We start from the raw sequence: 17,534 nt of genomic DNA, 5'->3' as shown, positions 1-17,534 counted from the left end.
GTGAGCTTTGCTTATTTATTATTTTTTTATATCAAAACTTTCGGGAAAACTGTAAAAATACCGTAACATAAGTAAGTTTATAGATAATGGCATTGAATTTTTAGTTTAATATGTCTATAATATTAAATAATTATAATGACACTACATAAAGGGGGGTTAAAGATGCCGGATGAAATTTATGAAAGACTAATAAAAAAAATACGTTCGTATCACCCTTCTGACAATCTAGAAATGGTGGAAAGAGCTTATCAGCTAGCTAAATCAGCTCATGAATCGCAGCTTAGAAAATCAGGAGAACCCTACATTATTCACCCTTTAGAGGTAGCGTGTAACTTAGCAGACTTAGAATTAGACATCGAATCTATTGTGGCTGGACTTTTACACGATGTAGTTGAGGATACGGACTATACCTTAGAAGATATTGAACGTTTATTTAATAAGGAAGTAGCCCTTTTAGTAGATGGTGTAACTAAATTAGGAAAGATTCAATATTCTGCTCAAAATAAGCAGCTTCAAAAAGAAGAAATCCAAGCTGAGAACTATCGAAAAATGTTTTTGGCTATGGCTCAAGATATTCGTGTCGTACTCATTAAACTTGCTGACCGTTTGCATAATATGCAGACTTTAAAGTTTATGACACCGGCTAAACAAAAAGAAATTGCAGAAGAAACACTTAATATTTATGCGCCTATTGCACATCGTTTGGGAATTTGTAAAATCAAAGCAGATCTTGAAGATTTGTCTTTAAGATATATGGAACCAGAGGTTTACTATGAATTAGCACATCAAATTTCAAGTAAACGCATGGAACGTATTCAATATATCGAGCACATTGTACAGCAGATTAAGGAAAAGGTAAGTGCAGCAGGAATTGAAGCTGTTATTGAAGGCAGACCTAAACATTTCTTCAGTATCTATAAGAAAATTGTTAACAAGAATAAGACCTTAGACCAAATTTATGACCTGTTTGCTGTACGTGCAATTGTCAAAAGTGTTAAGGATTGTTATGGTGTCCTAGGAATTATTCATGAAATGTACACACCTATTCCAGGACGTTTTAAAGATTATATTGCCATGCCTAAACCTAATATGTATCGTTCACTTCACACTACTTTAATGGGAGAAGAAGGAACACCTTTTGAGATGCAAATTCGTACAGAAGAGATGCATCGTACAGCAGAATACGGTATTGCAGCACACTGGAAATATAAAGAAGGTAAAACGGATCAAGGTACTCAAGATAAGTCAGAAGAAAAGTTAACTTGGCTACGTGAAATTTTAGAGTGGCAAAGAGATATGAGTGATAACCAAGAATTTATGAGTGCTTTAAAAGGTGACTTAGATGTTTATGGTGATCAAGTCTATGTGTTTACACCTTCTGGAGAATTATTAACCTTACCAAAGGGATCTACGCCGATTGATTTTGCTTACCACATTCATAGTGGGGTAGGTAATAAAATGATAGGTGCCAAGGTGAATGGCAAAATCGTCACTATTGACTATGTACTAAAAAATGGAGACCGCGTAGAAATTTTAACAGCTAGTAATGCTAAAGGCCCTAGCAGGGATTGGCTTAATATTGTTAAAAGTACCCAGGCACGTACTAAAATTAATCAATGGTTCCGTAAACAGTATAAGGATGAAGATATTATCAAAGGCAAGGAACTTCTTGAGATTGCGGCTAAGCAAAGAGGTTATAATTTATCTTATCTAACAGACAATGCTGTGGTAGAGGTCATCTACAGGCGTTATGGGATGAAATCATGGAATGCAATTTGTGCGGCTATTGGTTATGGTAGTATGAAAGAACGCCAAATTATTCAAAAGCTCATTGATGAAACCCTTAAGGTGAAAAAAGAGTTAGTGACACCTGAGCAAGTGATGCAGACCCATAATGAAGTGGTTGAAACAGGACCATCCAGACAAAAGAAGCATTCTAGTGGTATTGTTGTAAAAGGAGTAGGAGACATTGCAGTACGATTTTCTAAATGCTGTGGTCCATTACCAGGAGATGACATTATTGGTTATATCACTAGAGGGCGAGGCGTTTCTATTCATCGCGCCGATTGTGTGAATGTGCTGAATATGCCACCAGAAGAAAAAGAGCGTTTAATTGAAGCCACTTGGTTAGAAGAAAAACAAGCAGCTGAAAAGCGTACTTACGTGACAGAGATTCAAATTACTTGTTTAGATCGCCTAGGTATTATCGTTGATATTTCTAAGATATTAACAGATATGAAATTACCTGTTAAATCTCTAAATGCTAAAACAACTAAAGGCAATGCTGTTTTTAATGTGAAGATAGAAATTCATGATATTTATCAACTTGAGGAGCTAACAAGAAAAATTAATGGCGTAAGAGATGTATTAGAGATTATACGTGTTTCATCTTAAAATAAAATTGAAAAAGGGAAGGTTATTAGGCTATTAAATGGTTTGATAACAGTCCCTTTTTGTACTCTTACTAAAAGCAGTGTAGTGCAGAAAGGAGAACATGAATGAGAGCTGTGGTACAACGTGTGAGTGAAGCATCTGTTCAAGTAGATGGGAAGATAATTGGTGCTATTGATGAAGGACTTATGGTATTAGTAGCTGTTAGGGCTGAAGACACAGAGTCTGATCTTCAATATGTGGTAAAAAAATTAGTAGGACTTAGAATTTTCTCAGATCAAGAAGGAAAAATGAATCTTTCAGTACAAGATATCGGTGGAGAATTACTAATTGTACCTCAATTCACTTTGTATGGTAGTGTTGTTAAAGGTATGAGGCCAAGTTTTATTGCATCTGGAAGTGCAGAAGAGGCAGAAAAGAAATACAATCAATTTATTGAGAAATTAAAACAAGAAAATGTGCCTTTTGAAACAGGCCAGTTTCAAGCAGATATGAAGGTGAGTTTAGTCAATGATGGACCAGTAACGATTTTAATTGATAGTAGTAAGCAGTTTTAAAGAAAAGTTGTAAAAAAGACAAAGATAATAGTATAATGAAGGCGTTTAATAGCGATAGGAGGATTATTTATGATACACAATTTAACTGTAGGCATGCTTCAAGAACATACTTACTTTTATATAGATGAACAAACAAAGCATGGTTTTATTATTGATCCAGGAGCAGAAGCACCTCGTCTTTTGGCTTATATTAAAGAGCGCGGGTATGTGATTGAAAAAATATTACTAACTCATGGGCATGTGGATCATATAGGAGCAGCAGAAGCTATTCGAGAGGCACTTGGGTGTAGTATCATCATTCATCAAGAAGGGAAAAAATATTTAGAAGATGCCAACTGGAATTACTCTAGTCAATTGGGTGAAGCATTTACCTTATCAGCAGATTACTATGTAGAGCATGGGGATGAAATTGTTTTAGACGCAAATAGTGATTTTAAAGTGCGTGTCATTTATGCACCAGGGCATACTGCAGATGGAGTGGCGTATTATTCTGAGAAGGATAGATTAGCTTTTGTTGGAGATATTATTTTTGCAGGATCAGTAGGGCGTTCAGACTTACCAGGAGGTAATAGCAACCGTCTATTGAGCGCTATTCGTGCACAAATCTTTACTTTGCCAGATGAAACCATACTTTACCCTGGACATGGCAATACCACTACAGTGAAGAAGGAAAAAGAAACAAACCCTGTTTTTAATTTTTTCGATTAATATAAAGGATGAAAAAAAGATGATTAATTTACGATGTGAAGGTCATGATGCTGAATATGAAATCAGTAATATCATTAATTTGTTTACACCCTATATTCAGGATGAGTTACAGCTTGAGACGCATTATCAAAAACCAAAAGTCTATGCAAAACTAAAGGATGGGGACCTCTTATTAAATGAAGCGATTTATCCTGTTAAGGAAATAGGAGATCCTTTAGCGGATAAAAAAGCACTGAAACAAGCTTTAAAGAAAGCAGTTTATATGACTTTAACAGATTATACCAATCGTAAGATGCCATGGGGAATTTTAACAGGGATTAGACCAACTAAATTAGTCCATGAATTATTAGAAGAAGAGCTAAATGATGAAGTAATCGATGCACATTTGAAAGCTGAATATTTAGTAAGTTCTAATAAAAGAATACTGATGCGAGAGGTAGCCAAAGAAGAACTGGCTATTTTACGTCAAAATAAACCAGAAGAAATCAGTTTATATATAGGTATTCCTTTTTGTCCAACAAGATGTGTTTATTGTTCCTTTACCGCGTATAGCTTAGAAAAATGTGAAGCTCAAGTAGAGCCTTATTTAGAAGCGCTTTTTAAAGAAATAACTTTTGTGGCTGAAGCAAAAAAAGGAGTGCCTATTCGTAGTTTATATATAGGAGGAGGAACACCCACAAGTTTAAATGAAGACCAGCTTTTACGTTTATTAGAGCATGTTAAAAGTAGCTTTGATTTATCAGAGGTAGAAGAATATACGATTGAAGCAGGTAGACCCGATACCATTACGAAGGATAAACTACGTATTATGAAAGAGCAAGGTGTTGGGCGTATTTCTATTAATCCACAAAGTATGAATCAAAAAACATTAGATACGATTGGCAGACGTCATGGAGTAGAAGATATTAAACGTGTTTTTGCTGAGGCTAGAGCCCTAGGACATGATTGTATCAATATGGATATGATTTTAGGTTTACCTGGAGAAACAGTTGCAGATGTAGCTTATACTTTAGATGAACTAGAAAAGTTAGGTCCAGAAAATATAACGGTTCATACCATGGCCATTAAAAGAGCTTCTCGTTTAAAAGAAGAGCTGATGGCAGGTGAAGAAGCATATGCCTTAACAGAAGGCGAAAAGATTCAGCAAATGCTAGAACTCTGTGAAGAACGTATGGCTCGCATGGGATTGAAACCTTATTATATGTATCGCCAAAAAAATATGTTAGGTAATTTTGAAAATGTGGGTTATGCTGCACCAGGAACTCAATGTGTTTATAACATTGAAATTATGGAAGAAAAAGAAAGTATTATTGCTCTGGGAGCAGGAGCTATTACAAAGATGGTCTATCAAAATGGGGAGCGTATTGACCGTATACCGAATGTGAAAAGTTTAAAGGATTATATTGAACGTATTGATGAAATGATAGAAAGAAAACGAGAAGGTTTTTTGAAATATCGTTAAAAGTAAATAATAGATATAACTAAAGAGCATGTCCAAAAAGCGAAAGCCAAAGGACATGCTCTTTTTAGTTGGAAAAGGTAATGAGGGGAGTTGCCTTAAAAGAGAGCATTTATTTTGAAAGAAAATAAAGCTTTATAAGTTTAGGGAATAATAAATCTATAAAAGGAAAAACTAAAAAAGAATAAGAATCAAAAATGAAAAGAATAAAATGAGGTGTAGTATGAAAAAACGAGTTATTATTTTAACCTTACTCACTTTAATACTTATTGGAGGGAGTATTACAGCTTATAAATATATAGAGGACCATAAGCAATCAGAAACTACCAATGGTATGTTCGTAGATAGGGGCGATTATCTTGGATATGCAAAAGTGTACCATTTATGTAAGAGCCTATAAACGTAAGACTTTGCAAGGTTTAAGTAGTGTGACTATTAAAGATCTAGCCGATGTGGCTGCACCTCCAGAGGTGAAAGCCAAAGTAGATGCTATGCGCATTTTCTTTGTACCAGATACACAGAAAAATGGACGTTATATTGTGACCATTATTGATATCATTAATGCGATTTGGAAAGAATATCCCAAAGCAGATGTGCAAAGTGTAGGAGACCCTGATGTGGTGATTGAATATAGGAAAAAGCCACCTAAGACCCATGATATATGGGAATGGGTAAAAGTAGTAGGGCTATGTCTTATTGTGTTTGCAGGTGCAACAGTAGCTATTATGACATACAATACAGACACTTCTTTAGGAAAGACCTTTATTATTTTAAATCGTATTTTTACAGGAAGACAAGAAGAACAGCCACTCCTACTGACAATTCCTTATTCTATAGGCATCGCAGCAGGGATTCTTGTTTTCTTTAATCACTTTGGTTTTAAGAAAATTACAGATGATCCTACACCTATGCAAGTAGAAATTAAGCAGTATGAAAAGAATGTAGAGGATTGTGAAATAGAGAGCATTAGTGATAAACGAAGAGGAGAACCATAATGAGGGAGATATTAACAATTATCCCTAGGATTTTAGTAGGTATGGGCGCAGGTATTATTATTTCTGGTGGTGTTGTAGCTTTTATTACCATTATAGGGGTTATTCCAATGATGGCACATCGTACCCAAACAGGTCATCATGTCATATGGTATGAAAATGCTATTATACTGGGGGCTATTAGCGGTAGTATTCTTTCAATGTGGGAAACGAGACTATTTTTATGGTCTTGGGTAGTGGTTTTACTTTTATTTGGCTTTGGGATGTTCGTAGGAGGCCTTATTATTGCTTTGGCAGAGGTGCTGGATGTCTTTCCTATTGTGAACAGAAGAGTGAAGGTTAAAAAAGGCATTTCATTATTCGTATTATCTTTAGCTGCAGGTAAACTGATAGGGTCACTACTTTATTGGTTGTACCCTATGTTTTTAGAAATCATACAGTAAAGGAGTAAGTAACGATGGCTAATACAAATCAACTTAAAAGTCAGTATCAAAAAATTATAGATGAACATTCACCTAAAAATAAAGTAGTTGGTAACAGTATAAAAGCTTTTTTGGTAGGAGGTATCATCTGCAGTATTGGACAGCTTTTAATTAATGGTTATATGTTTTTTGGTTTTTCTTTTCAAGAATCTTCTACGTTAACAACAGATTCTCTTATACTAATTAGCGCTATAATGACAGCATTTAATATTTATGATAATGTAGGCAAGTTTGGAGGAGCAGGTGCGCTGGTACCTATTACTGGATTTGCTAATTCTATGGTTAGTGCAGCTATGGAATACAAAAAGGAAGGATATGTTTATGGTTTAGGAGCTAAACTTTTTACTATAGCAGGTCCTGTCATTGTATTTGGAACCATTGCTAGTGTTGTAATTGGTATTATTTATTATTTTATCTAGGAGGAGATTATGGGACATATTGGTAAACAGACCATTACATTTAAAGAGCCTCCTGTTATCACTTATGCTTATGCAACAGCGGGGCCAAAAGAAGTACAAGGACCTATGGGAAAATACTTTGACCATCCTTTAGAAGATGAATTACTGGGAGAAGATACTTGGGAAAAAGCAGAAGCTCGTATGGTTCAATTAACGATCCAAGGCTTATTAGACCGGGCAGGTAAAACGCCTGCTGATATTCATTACATCTATGCAGGAGACTTACAAAATCAAGTGATTGCCAGTACCTTTGGTGTTAAAGATTTTAATATTCCTTTCTTTGGATTGTATGGAGCTTGCTCAACTATGGGGGAATCTATGACTTTAGCAAGCATGTGTATTGCAGGAGGCATGGCGGACTTAGTTATAGCAGGTACGAGTAGTCATAACTGTGCTGCTGAAAAGCAATTTAGATTTCCTTTAGAATACGGAGGACAGCGTACAGAAACACAAACATGGACTACGACAGCTAGTGGTTTTGTATTACTTTCTAGGTGCGGAGAAGGTCCTAAGGTAACGAGTGTGACACCTGGGAAAATTGTAGATTTAGGTGTGACAGATACCTTTAATATGGGGGCAGCTATGGCACCGGCTGCCGTTGATACGATTTTAGCTTATTTAGAAGATACCAATCAAACGCCAAATGATTTTGATGCTATTATTACTGGAGACTTAGGTAATTGCGGTTATGATATTGCTATTGACATCGCTGGTAAATTAGGAACAGATTTAAGTGGTGTTCTTCAAGATTGTGGTAAGCTCATGTATGATGATGAAAAGCAAGGAACCAATTGTGGTGGCAGTGGTTGTGGTTGTATTGCTTCTATTTTTACAGGATACTTTTATAAACAGTTAGTAGAGAAAAAACTAAAGAAGATTTTAATTGTACCTACAGGAGCGCTAATGAGTCCAGGTAGTACACAACAAGGAAATACTATACCAGGTATTGCCCATGCTGTATGTATTGAAATGAAATAGGAGGCAAACAAATGGACATTTTTATGGAATACCTCAAGTGCTTTGTAGTAGGTGGTCTTATTTGTTTAATAGGACAGATTTTATTAGACCGTACTCAATTAACAAATGGTAAAATTATGGTGCTTTTCTTGGTAGCAGGAGCCGTTTTACAAGCTATAGGTGTTTATGGACCCATCGTAGAGTTTGCAGGGGCAGGAGCAACCGTACCTATTTCTGGTTTTGGTTATGCCTTGGCCAAAGGAGCAATAGAAGAAGTTAAAAGTAGTGGGATTATGGGTGCCTTTTCAGGAGGCCTAGCAGCAACAGCTTCAGGTATTACAGCAGCTATTGTATTCGGCTATTTGGCAGCGCTACTGGCTAATCCTAAAAGCAAGTCATAAATAATTAGCTCTTAATGAAAGGCTACGTACAACGATAATAGTACGTAGCTTTTTTGCATGCTGTGTTTTATAACATACCAAGAGCTTAATACTATATTTGTATGAGTAGCATTATTCATCATAAGGGAACCACTTATTAGAGGGTTTCAAAGAAGTGTGGCTCTGTGCAACACAAGGAAAGTTGATTACAATAAGACTATCACATAAAAGACATAACGTTATATAATGTTTTGAAAATTTATGTGGCAACCTTATTTTCATATGATGTATAATAAGCTTTAAAGGGTAAAAAGGAGATGAAAACCATGAAAAATGAAATTTTAGAGCTTTTAGAGAATAATAGCAGATTAACTGCTGAGGATATTGCCATTATGATTGGCAAAGAGGTAGATGAAGTGGCCAAGGCGATTAAAGAAATGGAAGATAATCAAATTATTTGCGGTTATAACACACTTATTAATTGGGATCATACAGATAAAAAAGATATTGTCACAGCACTTATTGAAGTGCGTGTAACCCCTCAAAGAGGTGAAGGGTTCGATAAAGTAGCTGAACGTATTTATAATTATAATGAAGTAAAAGCTGTCTATTTAATGTCAGGTGGTTTTGACTTTACGGTTATTATCGAAGGAAAAACAATGAAAGAAGTTGCCCTTTTTGTTGGTCAAAAGTTAGCACCGTTAGATTCTGTTTTAAGTACAGCCACTCACTTTGTACTTAAAAAATATAAAGATTATGGAGTGATTTTTGAGGAAGGTAAAAAGGACGGAAGGATGATTGTATCGCCATGATAAATTATGATGAATTAATGGTAAAGCGTATTATGGATGTACCCCCATCAGGAATACGTAAATTTTTTGATATTGCAAATGAAATGGGAGATGCAATTTCATTAGGTGTTGGAGAACCTGATTTTGATACACCATGGCATATTCGTGAAGAGGGCATTTATTCTCTAGAAAAAGGGAAGACCTTTTATTCTGCTAATGCAGGTCTTTTAGAATTACGTGAAGAAATCTGCAACTATATGAAAAGAAGATTTGACTTAAGTTATTGCCCTAAAGATCAGACTTTAGTAACAGTAGGTGGAAGCGAAGCCATTGATTTGGCGCTTCGTATATTAATTAATCCTGGTGACGAGGTGCTTATACCCGAACCATGCTATGTTTCTTATACGCCATGTACAATTTTTGCTGGTGGAACACCTGTGACGATACCTACAAGGGAAGAAAATAACTTTAAATTAACACCAGATGAGTTAAGACAGTATATTACACCACGTACAAAAATACTTATTTTACCATATCCTAATAATCCGACAGGAGCTATTATGGAAAAGGAAGAATTAGAAGCAATTGCTGAAGTATTAAGAGAAACCAATATTATTGTGTTATCAGATGAAATTTATGGAGAACTAACGTATGGTAAAAAGCATGTCTCTATTGCTAGCATTGAAGGTATGTATGAGCGCACCATTTTAATTAGTGGTTTTTCTAAATCTTATGCCATGACAGGCTGGCGTTTAGGATATGCTTTAGGGCCAGTGCCATTGATGAAATTGATGACGAAAATGCACCAATTTGCTATTATGTGTGCGCCAACGACAAGCCAATATGCAGCTATTGAAGCGATGAGAAATGGTGATGATGATGTGGCTATGATGTGTGAGAGCTATAATAAAAGAAGACGTTTAATGGTAGAGCATTTTAGGCAAATGGGATTATCTTGTTTTGAACCAGAAGGTGCTTTTTATGTATTTCCAAGTATTAAGAGAACTGGAATGACTAGTGATGAATTTTGTGAAACACTGTTAAAAGAAGAGAAGGTAGCAGTTGTACCGGGTACTGCATTTGGTACATATGGAGAAGGTTTTATTAGATGTTCATATGCTTATTCAGTTGAAGAGCTAAAAGAAGCCCTTGTGCGTATTGAACGTTTTGTAAGTAAAAGAATCAAATAAGGTACTAAAAAAGACACTCTTACATCTATGTGAAAGTGTCTTTTTTAGTACCTTATTGTGCTGTTTTTTGGCATTCAGGACAAATACCATAAAAATAAAATTGCTCACTAAGAAGCTGATAACCTGTTAATTCTTGAACTTCTTGCTTAATAGGTGCTACTTGCTGAAGTTGCTCAATATCTTCTACTGATTTACAAACTGTACATTGCATGTGGCTATGAGGTGATGTATCAGCATCATAACGGTAACTATCTTCCCCTAAGTTCAACTGTTGCACAAGACCATTTTGTACAAAGGCATCTAATGTCTTATAAACGGTAGCTAAACTCATGGTTGGATGGTCTTCTTGTAAGCTATTATAAATGGTTTCAGCACTAGGATGCACGTTAGTATGACGTAACATTTTAAAGATAGCAAGACGTTGAGGTGTTACTTTAAGGTGATGTGCTTTTAAAATAGCAGTTGATTCTAGCATAAAACTCCTCCTCTTTAATAATTACTATTATCTAAACTAGATTCTATTATAAAGTAAGCTAAAATTCAAGTCTTTCTTTCAAAATTATTTATGAAATAATGCTTATTGCATATCTTTAATCATTTGAATATAATCTAAAGTACTAAATCCATATTTTTCATAGAGCTTTTTAGCTCCCACATTACTGGAACATATTTCTAAACGGAAACGAGCTGTTTGATCTCTATAAGAATCTATTAACCAATTTAAAAATTGGCTACCTAGCTGTTTTCCTCTATATTCTGGTAAAACATAGAACTCTTCTAACTGAGTCACCATGCCACCAGCTTCATTACTCCAATAAAAAGCTAATAACCCATAACCTACGGTTTTTTGTTCTTCTTCAATAATAACAAGCCTTAAAAAAGGTGAGTTTTGAAGGGCTTTCTGAAGGGTAGCTTGTAGCTGCTCATCAGTCATAGCAAAAAGAGTGGCATCGCTATGATAAAAGTCTTTAGACATTTGCATGTAAATGGCTTGATCTTGAGCTTGAATATCGCGAATAAACATAGTTAAGCCTCCTTGTATGATATATATTACTTTAGTATAATCTATTTTAGTAGTGTGTCAAGTAAATAGAGAATAATAGGAAATATTAGGAAATATAGAAAAGAAACAGATAATAAATCAATAGGCATACTATGAATAAAGAGAGAGATTGGAGTTAATATATGAAAATGATTTTTATTTACTATCCATCTTGTAGCACTTGTAAAAAGGCATTAAAGACATTAAAAGAACATGATGCTATAGTGGAAATAAGGCATATTGTAGAAGACACACCGACAGCAGAGGAGTTAAAGGCGTGGATTATGCAAAGTGGGGAACCATTTACTAAGTTTTTTAATACACATGGTGTACTTTATAAAGAAATGGGATTAAAAGAACGTGTGAAGAATATGAATATAGAAGAAGCAGTAGCATTATTAGCAGGAAATGGCATGCTTATTAAAAGACCATTATTAATCACAGAGGAAAAAGTACTTGTGGGTTTTAAGGAAGACGATTATAAGCAACTATTAAAATAGTTACTAATTTATTAGGGGGATGATCAGATGAAATGGAAATCTAGTTATGCGATAGGTGTTGAAGCAATTGATAAGCAACATGAAAGGTTGTTTGATATTTCGGAGCGTATTGAGGAATTATTTTTATTACCAGGTCACATGGATAAGTTTGATGAGATAGTGGAGATAATAGAAGAGTTAAAAGCATATGTGATCTATCATTTTAATGAAGAACAACAATTAATGGAGAAGATTCAATACCCTAAGTATTTTTCACATTTAGTGGAGCATCAAGATTTTATAGAAAAAATAAATGATTTTGATTTACATGAATTAGATCATGCCCAACAACAACAATTAAGAGAACTTGTGGATTTTATTATGACATGGCTTGTAGAGCATGTCCTAGAAAAAGATAAAGCTTTTGCAGCCTACTGCCGAGAAAAAAATATGTAGAAGAGGTAAATTGTGAAGATTATAGCTGCTATTTTCATGCTAATGGATCATATAGGAATGTTATTTTATCCTACTCAGCCATTATGGCGTGCGTTAGGAAGATTAGCAATGCCTTTATTTGCTTATGGGGTTGCTAGTGGTTTTTGGCATACTTCCTCATTAAAAAATTATATAAAGCGAATGACGGTATTTGCAATTATTTCTCAGTTGCCATTTTTATGGATGTTTCAAGTAGCTTATGGAAGGGCTTTCGGCTTAAATATTGGTTTTACATTTTTAATTGCATTAGGTTGTCTTTGGCTTTTGAAGAGTGCAGAGCAGCAAAGTGAGATTGTGAAAATTGGCAATTATATAATGGTTGGTTTATTACTGATTTTAGCAGAAGGATTAGCGTGTGACTATGGTATGTATGGTGTTGCTGTAGTGATTCTTTTTTATGAGTATAGTTTTAAAAAAGAAAATCAACTAGTGGCATATATTTTATTTGGTTTACTTACCTTAATAGATAGCTTAATCTATAATAGTCCGTTGCAAATTTATGCAGTGTTGTCCATTGTCTTTATTATACTACTAAAGAATAAGCGGTTGAGTAGTTTACGTTATTTCTTTTATTTATTTTATCCGTTGCATATGTTTGTATTAGTGCTTATTAAATTACTATTTTTTTAAAAAAGGCTTTACATTTAGTAAAGCTTTTTTTGCGTCTAAAAACAGTCGATTATTTGTGATTATGTCAGTAATTTAGTTAAATAAGGTATGATATTAAAAAAAAAGCTCATAATAAATCTGTGTACAAAAGACCATAAAGTTAGGTGAGCAGCATGAAGAAGAGAATTAAATCCATCATTCTATTGTTCCTTGTTTTGATTCAAATAACGGCTTTAGGTAGTCCGGTAGATCAAGATAGATCAAAAGGGCAAATAGAATACAAAGTCTTGTATTTAACATTTGATGATGGACCGAGTGAGTATACGGGAAAATTGTTAGATGTTTTGGCTAAGTATCATATGAAAGCTACTTTTTTTATGCTAGATGCAGAGATGAAACGTAATCCGGATATGGTAAAACGTATAGTAGAAGAAGGACATGCCGTTGGTGTTCATGGTGTGACTCATGAAAAATCTACTTTTTATTGTGGTACATTAGGACCTTTAAAAGAAATGGATAAAGCAAATGCAACACTAGAACAAATTACAGGAAGCAAGACCAATTTAGCCAGAACGCCTTATGGAAGTAGCCCTTATTTAACTAAGAAGCAAGCAGAAGCATTAGCAGCTCGTGAATATGTGATATGGGACTGGAATATTGATTCTAAAGATTGGTGTTATCGTAATCCTTATAAAACATTTCGGGCCACGACTCAAATGATTCAAAAATCTCAAAAAGAGCCCAAAGTTATTTTGTTCCATGATATTAAGCATGTAGTTGAAACAATGACTCTTTTTTTAGAGTGGATGCAAGAGCATCAATATACATCTAAGCCAATTACTACAGATATTGCTCCAGTTAAACTAAAACAAAAAACAAATTAATAAAGGAGTAGCAATATGCACGATCAAAAAAGCAAAGCTTTATCAGGAAAGAATAATAAAAGAATAAATAATACCGATACAAGAAACAGTGAAATCACCTTTCCACTAGTGGATGCACAGGAGGTCAATCCTGCGGCAGGTACAAGTACACCTTCTATAGAAGATGTCATTCACGCAAAAGATTGGGTAGACAATGGTAGTCGCTTATAAGGAGTAGGAAAATAAAACAAAGTTTTTAAGACAAAAGAGGTCTTAAAAACTTTGTTTTATTTATGAAAAGAGGTTGTGATACTTAGGGGAATACGTTAAAATAAAAGAGTTAACAATGTCAAAAATAAACGAAATGACACCTAAATTGGTGAACAATTTAACCAATAATGGAAAGGAGTATCGGCTCATTTAATAGTCGATTTAAAAATGGGAATTCATAAACTCAACCAAAAAAAACACCGTTTACTTTCTGATAGATTATTTATTGTGTCCATTGTGGTGGTGGGCATGTTTGTTGTTTTAGTTTATCAGTTTTATACATTACAAATTATAGAACATGCTGCTTATGAAGAAGATTTAAGAGCAAGTGTACAAAGAGAAGTAGAGATACCTGCTATAAGAGGTCTTATTTATGACCGCTATGGCAAACCCTTAGTAAGTAATAAACCGATTTATGTACTTAAAACAGACCCACAAGTTAGTTTGAAAAAAGATGATTATAACCAAATTCTTTTAAATGTAGCTAATTTGCTTGAAGAAAATGAAGATACATATATTGATAATATGCCAATTTCCAAAACGGTACCTTTTACTTTTACAGAAGATGACCAAAGTATTAGAAGTTTTATTACCAATTATGTACCTTATGATAATCAAGAACACAAGGAATTGTTATATACCTATTCTGCACCAGAATTAATGGCTTATTTAAGAGGAGAAAAAGGATATAATCTGGATTCAGAAATTAGTGATGAAGATGCAAGAAAAATTTTAGCAATGCGTTTACAAATCTCACAAACCACTTATCAAAAATATAAAAAGGTAACGCTAGCTAAAAATATTTCAATGGAAACCTTAGCTGCTATTGAGGAGCATCAAGATGATTTCCCAAGTATTATGGCAGAAGTAGAATCTGAGCGTTATTATACAGAGACTTATAGTAAAGCGTTTGGTAATATTTTAGGGTATACCCGTATGATTACTGAAAGTCAGTACAATGACTTAAAAGATAGTGGCTATGAAAAAGATGACTTAGTAGGGCAAGTAGGTATTGAAGGCAGTATGGAGTCCGAGCTTAAAGGAGAAAAAGGAAGTAAACTCATAGAAGTAGACAATGCAGGACGAACTGTATTCACCCTAGAGACGAAAGAAGCTAAAGCTGGAAATGATGTTTATTTAACCTTGGATGCTGATTTGCAATTAGCTACTTATCAGGCTATGGAAAAACGTTTAGCTGAAGGTATTGTAGGTAGATTACAAGGAAAAGAAAAAACCGTTCCTTTAACAGGGAGAGAAATTCTCATTTCCATGGCTAAGAATAACCAACTAGATTTTAATATAATGAAAACTGCTCCACAAAGCCAAATGCAAAGACAACTTTATGATAAAGTAGCAGCAGATTATGAAAAAGCATTAAAGGTCTTAGAAGAAAAAGAAAAAAATCTATCAAAAGAAGAAAAAACGACCTTAACCATTAAGCAGCATTTTGCTAATATGTTAGATAGCGAAGAAATTTTAATTACTGATAGAGAGCTTCTTCTTGCTTTAGGAGAGCAAGAAAGCTTAAAATTAGATGAAGATCAAATGAAACGTATTTGGGATGGTAATATCGGTTCTATAGAAGCTCTTTTAATTGCTGAGCTAGAAAGTGGAGAATTAAAGCCTGATCAAACAGCGATTATGCCATTTAGTGGTTCAGCTGTAGTCGTAGATGTTAATACTGGAGAAGTATTAGCTTTAGTAGGCTATCCTTCTTATGATAGTAATGAATTTACACAGAACTTTAATTCTATTTATAGAAAATTACATGACGGTGTAGATGAACGTAATATTGAAATTAATCGTGCTTTAAAAACAGCTAAAGCCCCAGGTTCTACTTTTAAAATGATTGTAGCTGTAGCTGGTTTAGAAGAAGAAGTAGTAACACCTGATACAATGATCTATGATACAGGTGAATATCCAAATGTAGGATTGCCAGCACCTAAATGTTGGATTTATACGAATACTGGTCATGGACATGGTAGTTTAAATATACAAGGGGCTTTAGAGGTGTCTTGTAACTATTATTTCTATGATATTGCTTATCGTTTAGGACTTAAATATGGCGCACCTTATGGAGGAATTGATGCGCTTTCAAAATACGTAGAAATGTTTGGATTAAGCCATACCTCTGGCGTTGAATTAGAAGAAACAGCACCTAATATTTCAAATCCTAAAAATGCAGTTAGCACACAAGCAGCTAGAGCACTTAACTATATTAAAAATATGAAGGATAAGAAAAGTGAAAATAGAGAGAAACTCTTATCAGAGGTACAAGAGTACTTGGACATTTTCTATACATTGGGTGATAGTAGAGCAACAGACTTAGATGGCAGAATTGATTATTTAACACAAAGTTATATTAAGAAAAGTTTAGATTCTGAATTAGCCATTGTTTTGGGTGAAGATTTATCTACGATCTATGATAAAGTGATTGAAGATATAGGAGATGCCCTGCAAGAAGGTGTAAATGCCATTTCTAAAGAAATTGCTGATGAGGTATTAGCAAGGGATAGTAAAACAAGCTTAAAGCTACGTACTAAAAATGTGATACAAGAAACCTTAGAAAGCTATATAGAGGCAGGTACACGTAAGACAATCACTAAAACTTTAGATAAGATGCCACAAGGTGTCTTAGAGCAAGCCTATTATGATGGTTATGCAGCAGCGTATAAGCGTTATGAAGGTCAAGAAGATATGAAAGATGTTTGCGCGGAACTAGAAAGACGTATGGCTGCTATTAAAGAAGGTAGCTTTAATGCACAGGAACGTACAGTAAGTAAAGTGATTGATCGTATTTTAAGCGTTTACGTAGATGATTTCTTTAAAGATATTCATATGGAATGGAATGTTTCAGATAATGTACGTACAGCTATTGGTCAGGGAGGGAATACCTTCACACCGGTACAAATGGCACGTTATGTAGCAGGCCTGGCTAATGGACATACGGTTTATGACTTAAAAGTAGTAAGTGGCATCGATGATCACAAGATTACTGGTGATTATACACAAACACCAGAAAAAGTATTTAATACCCTTAATTTTAAAGAATCTACTTTGTCTAATATTTATGAAGGAATGCATAAAGTAGCTACAGGCTCAGCTGGTACAGCAAGAAGTTATTTTACAGACTTTCCTATTCAAGTAGCAGCTAAAACAGGAACAGCTCAAGAAGGAAAATATGAAAATAGCTGGTTTGTTGGTTTTGCACCTTATGATAAGCCGGAGATTGCAGTTGTTACCAGTATGTATGGTGCAGATGGCTTGGGTGGTAGTAATACCCAGCTTGCAAAAGATATTTTTGAAGCTTACTTTAAAATTGGTCAAGAAAAAGAAAAGGTGACATTAGGAAACAAATTTGTACAGTAGAGAAAATGCCTCATAAAGATACATGAAAACGGTCTTTATGAG

20 protein-coding genes are annotated in these 17,534 nt (G+C 34.5%); 18 read left to right on the top strand and 2 right to left on the bottom strand.

The features are described from left to right. Nucleotides 1-162: 162 nt before the first annotated feature. The 12 genes from EKH84_RS15350 (at nt 163) to EKH84_RS15300 (ending at nt 10,365) form a co-directional block, all read left to right on the top strand. Nucleotides 163-2,394 (top strand): RelA/SpoT family protein, encoded by a 2,232-nt coding sequence (locus tag EKH84_RS15350; RefSeq protein WP_013657543.1) that lies wholly within the window; start codon nt 163-165, stop codon nt 2,392-2,394. Between the two features lie 104 nt (nt 2,395-2,498). Further along, on the top strand, nt 2,499-2,948 hold the full coding sequence (gene dtd, locus EKH84_RS15345; protein WP_127066968.1) for a D-aminoacyl-tRNA deacylase: 450 nt from the start codon (nt 2,499-2,501) through the stop codon (nt 2,946-2,948). A 69-nt stretch (nt 2,949-3,017) separates the two neighbouring features. After that, nucleotides 3,018-3,656: an MBL fold metallo-hydrolase gene (locus EKH84_RS15340; RefSeq protein WP_127066967.1), complete on the top strand. Its 639-nt coding sequence runs from the start codon at nt 3,018-3,020 to the stop codon at nt 3,654-3,656. Nucleotides 3,657-3,675: 19 nt separating this feature from the next. Continuing rightward, nucleotides 3,676-5,118: a coproporphyrinogen dehydrogenase HemZ gene (hemZ, locus tag EKH84_RS15335; protein WP_127066966.1), complete on the top strand. Its 1,443-nt coding sequence runs from the start codon at nt 3,676-3,678 to the stop codon at nt 5,116-5,118. A gap of 220 nt (nt 5,119-5,338) precedes the next feature. Continuing rightward, on the top strand, nt 5,339-5,515 hold the full coding sequence (locus EKH84_RS22125; protein WP_013657539.1) for a hypothetical protein: 177 nt from the start codon (nt 5,339-5,341) through the stop codon (nt 5,513-5,515). Beyond that, nucleotides 5,481-6,110 carry a stage V sporulation protein AA gene (locus EKH84_RS15330; protein ID WP_243118680.1) on the top strand — a complete coding sequence of 210 codons (630 nt, stop codon included), beginning with the start codon at nt 5,481-5,483 and terminating at the stop codon, nt 6,108-6,110. The genes EKH84_RS22125 and EKH84_RS15330 overlap by 35 nt, the downstream gene beginning before the upstream one ends. Next, nucleotides 6,110-6,550 (top strand): stage V sporulation protein AB, encoded by a 441-nt coding sequence (locus EKH84_RS15325; protein WP_127066964.1) that lies wholly within the window; start codon nt 6,110-6,112, stop codon nt 6,548-6,550. Before EKH84_RS15330 ends, EKH84_RS15325 begins: the two co-directional genes overlap by 1 nt. Nucleotides 6,551-6,564: 14 nt before the next feature. Beyond that, complete coding sequence (spoVAC, locus tag EKH84_RS15320) at nt 6,565-7,008, top strand: stage V sporulation protein AC (protein WP_127066963.1); 444 nt, start codon at nt 6,565-6,567, stop codon at nt 7,006-7,008. A 9-nt stretch (nt 7,009-7,017) separates the two neighbouring features. Then, entirely contained in the window at nt 7,018-8,025 is a 1,008-nt protein-coding gene (gene spoVAD / locus EKH84_RS15315; RefSeq protein WP_127066962.1) for a stage V sporulation protein AD, read from the top strand. A gap of 23 nt (nt 8,026-8,048) precedes the next feature. After that, nucleotides 8,049-8,405 carry a stage V sporulation protein AE gene (spoVAE, locus tag EKH84_RS15310; protein WP_041713757.1) on the top strand — a complete coding sequence of 119 codons (357 nt, stop codon included), beginning with the start codon at nt 8,049-8,051 and terminating at the stop codon, nt 8,403-8,405. A gap of 305 nt (nt 8,406-8,710) precedes the next feature. Then, the gene (locus tag EKH84_RS15305) at nt 8,711-9,196 is read left to right on the top strand and encodes an Lrp/AsnC family transcriptional regulator (RefSeq protein WP_127066961.1); all 486 of its coding nucleotides are present in this window, start codon (nt 8,711-8,713) and stop codon (nt 9,194-9,196) included. After that, complete coding sequence (locus tag EKH84_RS15300) at nt 9,193-10,365, top strand: aminotransferase class I/II-fold pyridoxal phosphate-dependent enzyme (protein ID WP_127066960.1); 1,173 nt, start codon at nt 9,193-9,195, stop codon at nt 10,363-10,365. Before EKH84_RS15305 ends, EKH84_RS15300 begins: the two co-directional genes overlap by 4 nt. A 52-nt stretch (nt 10,366-10,417) precedes the next feature. Here EKH84_RS15300 and EKH84_RS15295 read toward each other — a convergent pair whose 3' ends face one another. After that, nucleotides 10,418-10,840, bottom strand: a complete 423-nt coding sequence (locus EKH84_RS15295) for a Fur family transcriptional regulator (RefSeq protein WP_013657531.1) — start codon at nt 10,838-10,840, stop codon at nt 10,418-10,420. A gap of 102 nt (nt 10,841-10,942) precedes the next feature. Continuing rightward, a complete protein-coding gene (locus EKH84_RS15290) occupies nt 10,943-11,389 on the bottom strand; it encodes a GNAT family N-acetyltransferase (protein WP_127066959.1) in 447 nt (148 codons plus the stop codon). A 167-nt stretch (nt 11,390-11,556) separates the two neighbouring features. On the opposite strand from EKH84_RS15290, the gene EKH84_RS15285 reads away from it, so the two are divergent. The 6 genes from EKH84_RS15285 to EKH84_RS15260 all read left to right on the top strand — a co-directional run bounded on the left by EKH84_RS15285 (nt 11,557) and on the right by EKH84_RS15260 (nt 17,492). After that, on the top strand, nt 11,557-11,907 hold the full coding sequence (locus EKH84_RS15285) for an arsenate reductase family protein (protein ID WP_442861338.1): 351 nt from the start codon (nt 11,557-11,559) through the stop codon (nt 11,905-11,907). A 27-nt stretch (nt 11,908-11,934) separates the two neighbouring features. Further along, on the top strand, nt 11,935-12,342 hold the full coding sequence (locus tag EKH84_RS15280) for a bacteriohemerythrin (RefSeq protein ID WP_127066957.1): 408 nt from the start codon (nt 11,935-11,937) through the stop codon (nt 12,340-12,342). 12 nt (nt 12,343-12,354) lie between these two features. Next, the gene (locus EKH84_RS15275; protein WP_127066956.1) at nt 12,355-13,011 is read left to right on the top strand and encodes a TraX family protein; all 657 of its coding nucleotides are present in this window, start codon (nt 12,355-12,357) and stop codon (nt 13,009-13,011) included. Nucleotides 13,012-13,163: 152 nt separating this feature from the next. Next, entirely contained in the window at nt 13,164-13,874 is a 711-nt protein-coding gene (locus EKH84_RS15270) for a polysaccharide deacetylase family protein (RefSeq protein ID WP_127066955.1), read from the top strand. A gap of 15 nt (nt 13,875-13,889) precedes the next feature. Further along, complete coding sequence (locus EKH84_RS15265) at nt 13,890-14,084, top strand: CDIF630_02480 family spore surface protein (RefSeq protein ID WP_013657525.1); 195 nt, start codon at nt 13,890-13,892, stop codon at nt 14,082-14,084. 288 nt (nt 14,085-14,372) lie between these two features. Next, nucleotides 14,373-17,492 (top strand): penicillin-binding transpeptidase domain-containing protein, encoded by a 3,120-nt coding sequence (locus EKH84_RS15260; RefSeq protein ID WP_190283343.1) that lies wholly within the window; start codon nt 14,373-14,375, stop codon nt 17,490-17,492. Nucleotides 17,493-17,534 lie beyond the last annotated feature (42 nt).

The organism is Cellulosilyticum sp. WCF-2 (assembly GCF_003990395.1).
GTDB lineage: Bacteria > Bacillota > Clostridia > Lachnospirales > Cellulosilyticaceae > Cellulosilyticum > Cellulosilyticum lentocellum.
This window is presented reverse-complemented; position numbering and strand designations above follow the sequence as displayed.

Bases quoted from the DNA above. Each gene is read 5' to 3' on its own strand.
- EKH84_RS15330 (WP_243118680.1), top strand. From the start codon at position 5,481: ATGCAAAAGTGTACCATTTATGTAAGAGCCTATAAACGTAAGACTTTG.
- EKH84_RS15350 (WP_013657543.1), top strand. From the start codon at position 163: ATGCCGGATGAAATTTATGAAAGACTAATAAAAAAAATACGTTCGTAT.
- EKH84_RS15285 (WP_442861338.1), top strand. From the start codon at position 11,557: ATGATTTTTATTTACTATCCATCTTGTAGCACTTGTAAAAAGGCATTA.
- EKH84_RS15280 (WP_127066957.1), top strand. From the start codon at position 11,935: ATGAAATGGAAATCTAGTTATGCGATAGGTGTTGAAGCAATTGATAAG.
- EKH84_RS15260 (WP_190283343.1), top strand. From the start codon at position 14,373: ATGTTTGTTGTTTTAGTTTATCAGTTTTATACATTACAAATTATAGAA.
- EKH84_RS15305 (WP_127066961.1), top strand. From the start codon at position 8,711: ATGAAAAATGAAATTTTAGAGCTTTTAGAGAATAATAGCAGATTAACT.
- hemZ (WP_127066966.1), top strand. From the start codon at position 3,676: ATGATTAATTTACGATGTGAAGGTCATGATGCTGAATATGAAATCAGT.
- EKH84_RS15300 (WP_127066960.1), top strand. From the start codon at position 9,193: ATGATAAATTATGATGAATTAATGGTAAAGCGTATTATGGATGTACCC.
- EKH84_RS22125 (WP_013657539.1), top strand. From the start codon at position 5,339: ATGAAAAAACGAGTTATTATTTTAACCTTACTCACTTTAATACTTATT.
- spoVAD (WP_127066962.1), top strand. From the start codon at position 7,018: ATGGGACATATTGGTAAACAGACCATTACATTTAAAGAGCCTCCTGTT.
- EKH84_RS15265 (WP_013657525.1), top strand. From the start codon at position 13,890: ATGCACGATCAAAAAAGCAAAGCTTTATCAGGAAAGAATAATAAAAGA.
- spoVAE (WP_041713757.1), top strand. From the start codon at position 8,049: ATGGAATACCTCAAGTGCTTTGTAGTAGGTGGTCTTATTTGTTTAATA.
- EKH84_RS15295 (WP_013657531.1), bottom strand. From the start codon at position 10,840: ATGCTAGAATCAACTGCTATTTTAAAAGCACATCACCTTAAAGTAACA.
- spoVAC (WP_127066963.1), top strand. From the start codon at position 6,565: ATGGCTAATACAAATCAACTTAAAAGTCAGTATCAAAAAATTATAGAT.
- EKH84_RS15340 (WP_127066967.1), top strand. From the start codon at position 3,018: ATGATACACAATTTAACTGTAGGCATGCTTCAAGAACATACTTACTTT.
- EKH84_RS15325 (WP_127066964.1), top strand. From the start codon at position 6,110: ATGAGGGAGATATTAACAATTATCCCTAGGATTTTAGTAGGTATGGGC.
- dtd (WP_127066968.1), top strand. From the start codon at position 2,499: ATGAGAGCTGTGGTACAACGTGTGAGTGAAGCATCTGTTCAAGTAGAT.
- EKH84_RS15290 (WP_127066959.1), bottom strand. From the start codon at position 11,389: ATGTTTATTCGCGATATTCAAGCTCAAGATCAAGCCATTTACATGCAA.
- EKH84_RS15270 (WP_127066955.1), top strand. From the start codon at position 13,164: ATGAAGAAGAGAATTAAATCCATCATTCTATTGTTCCTTGTTTTGATT.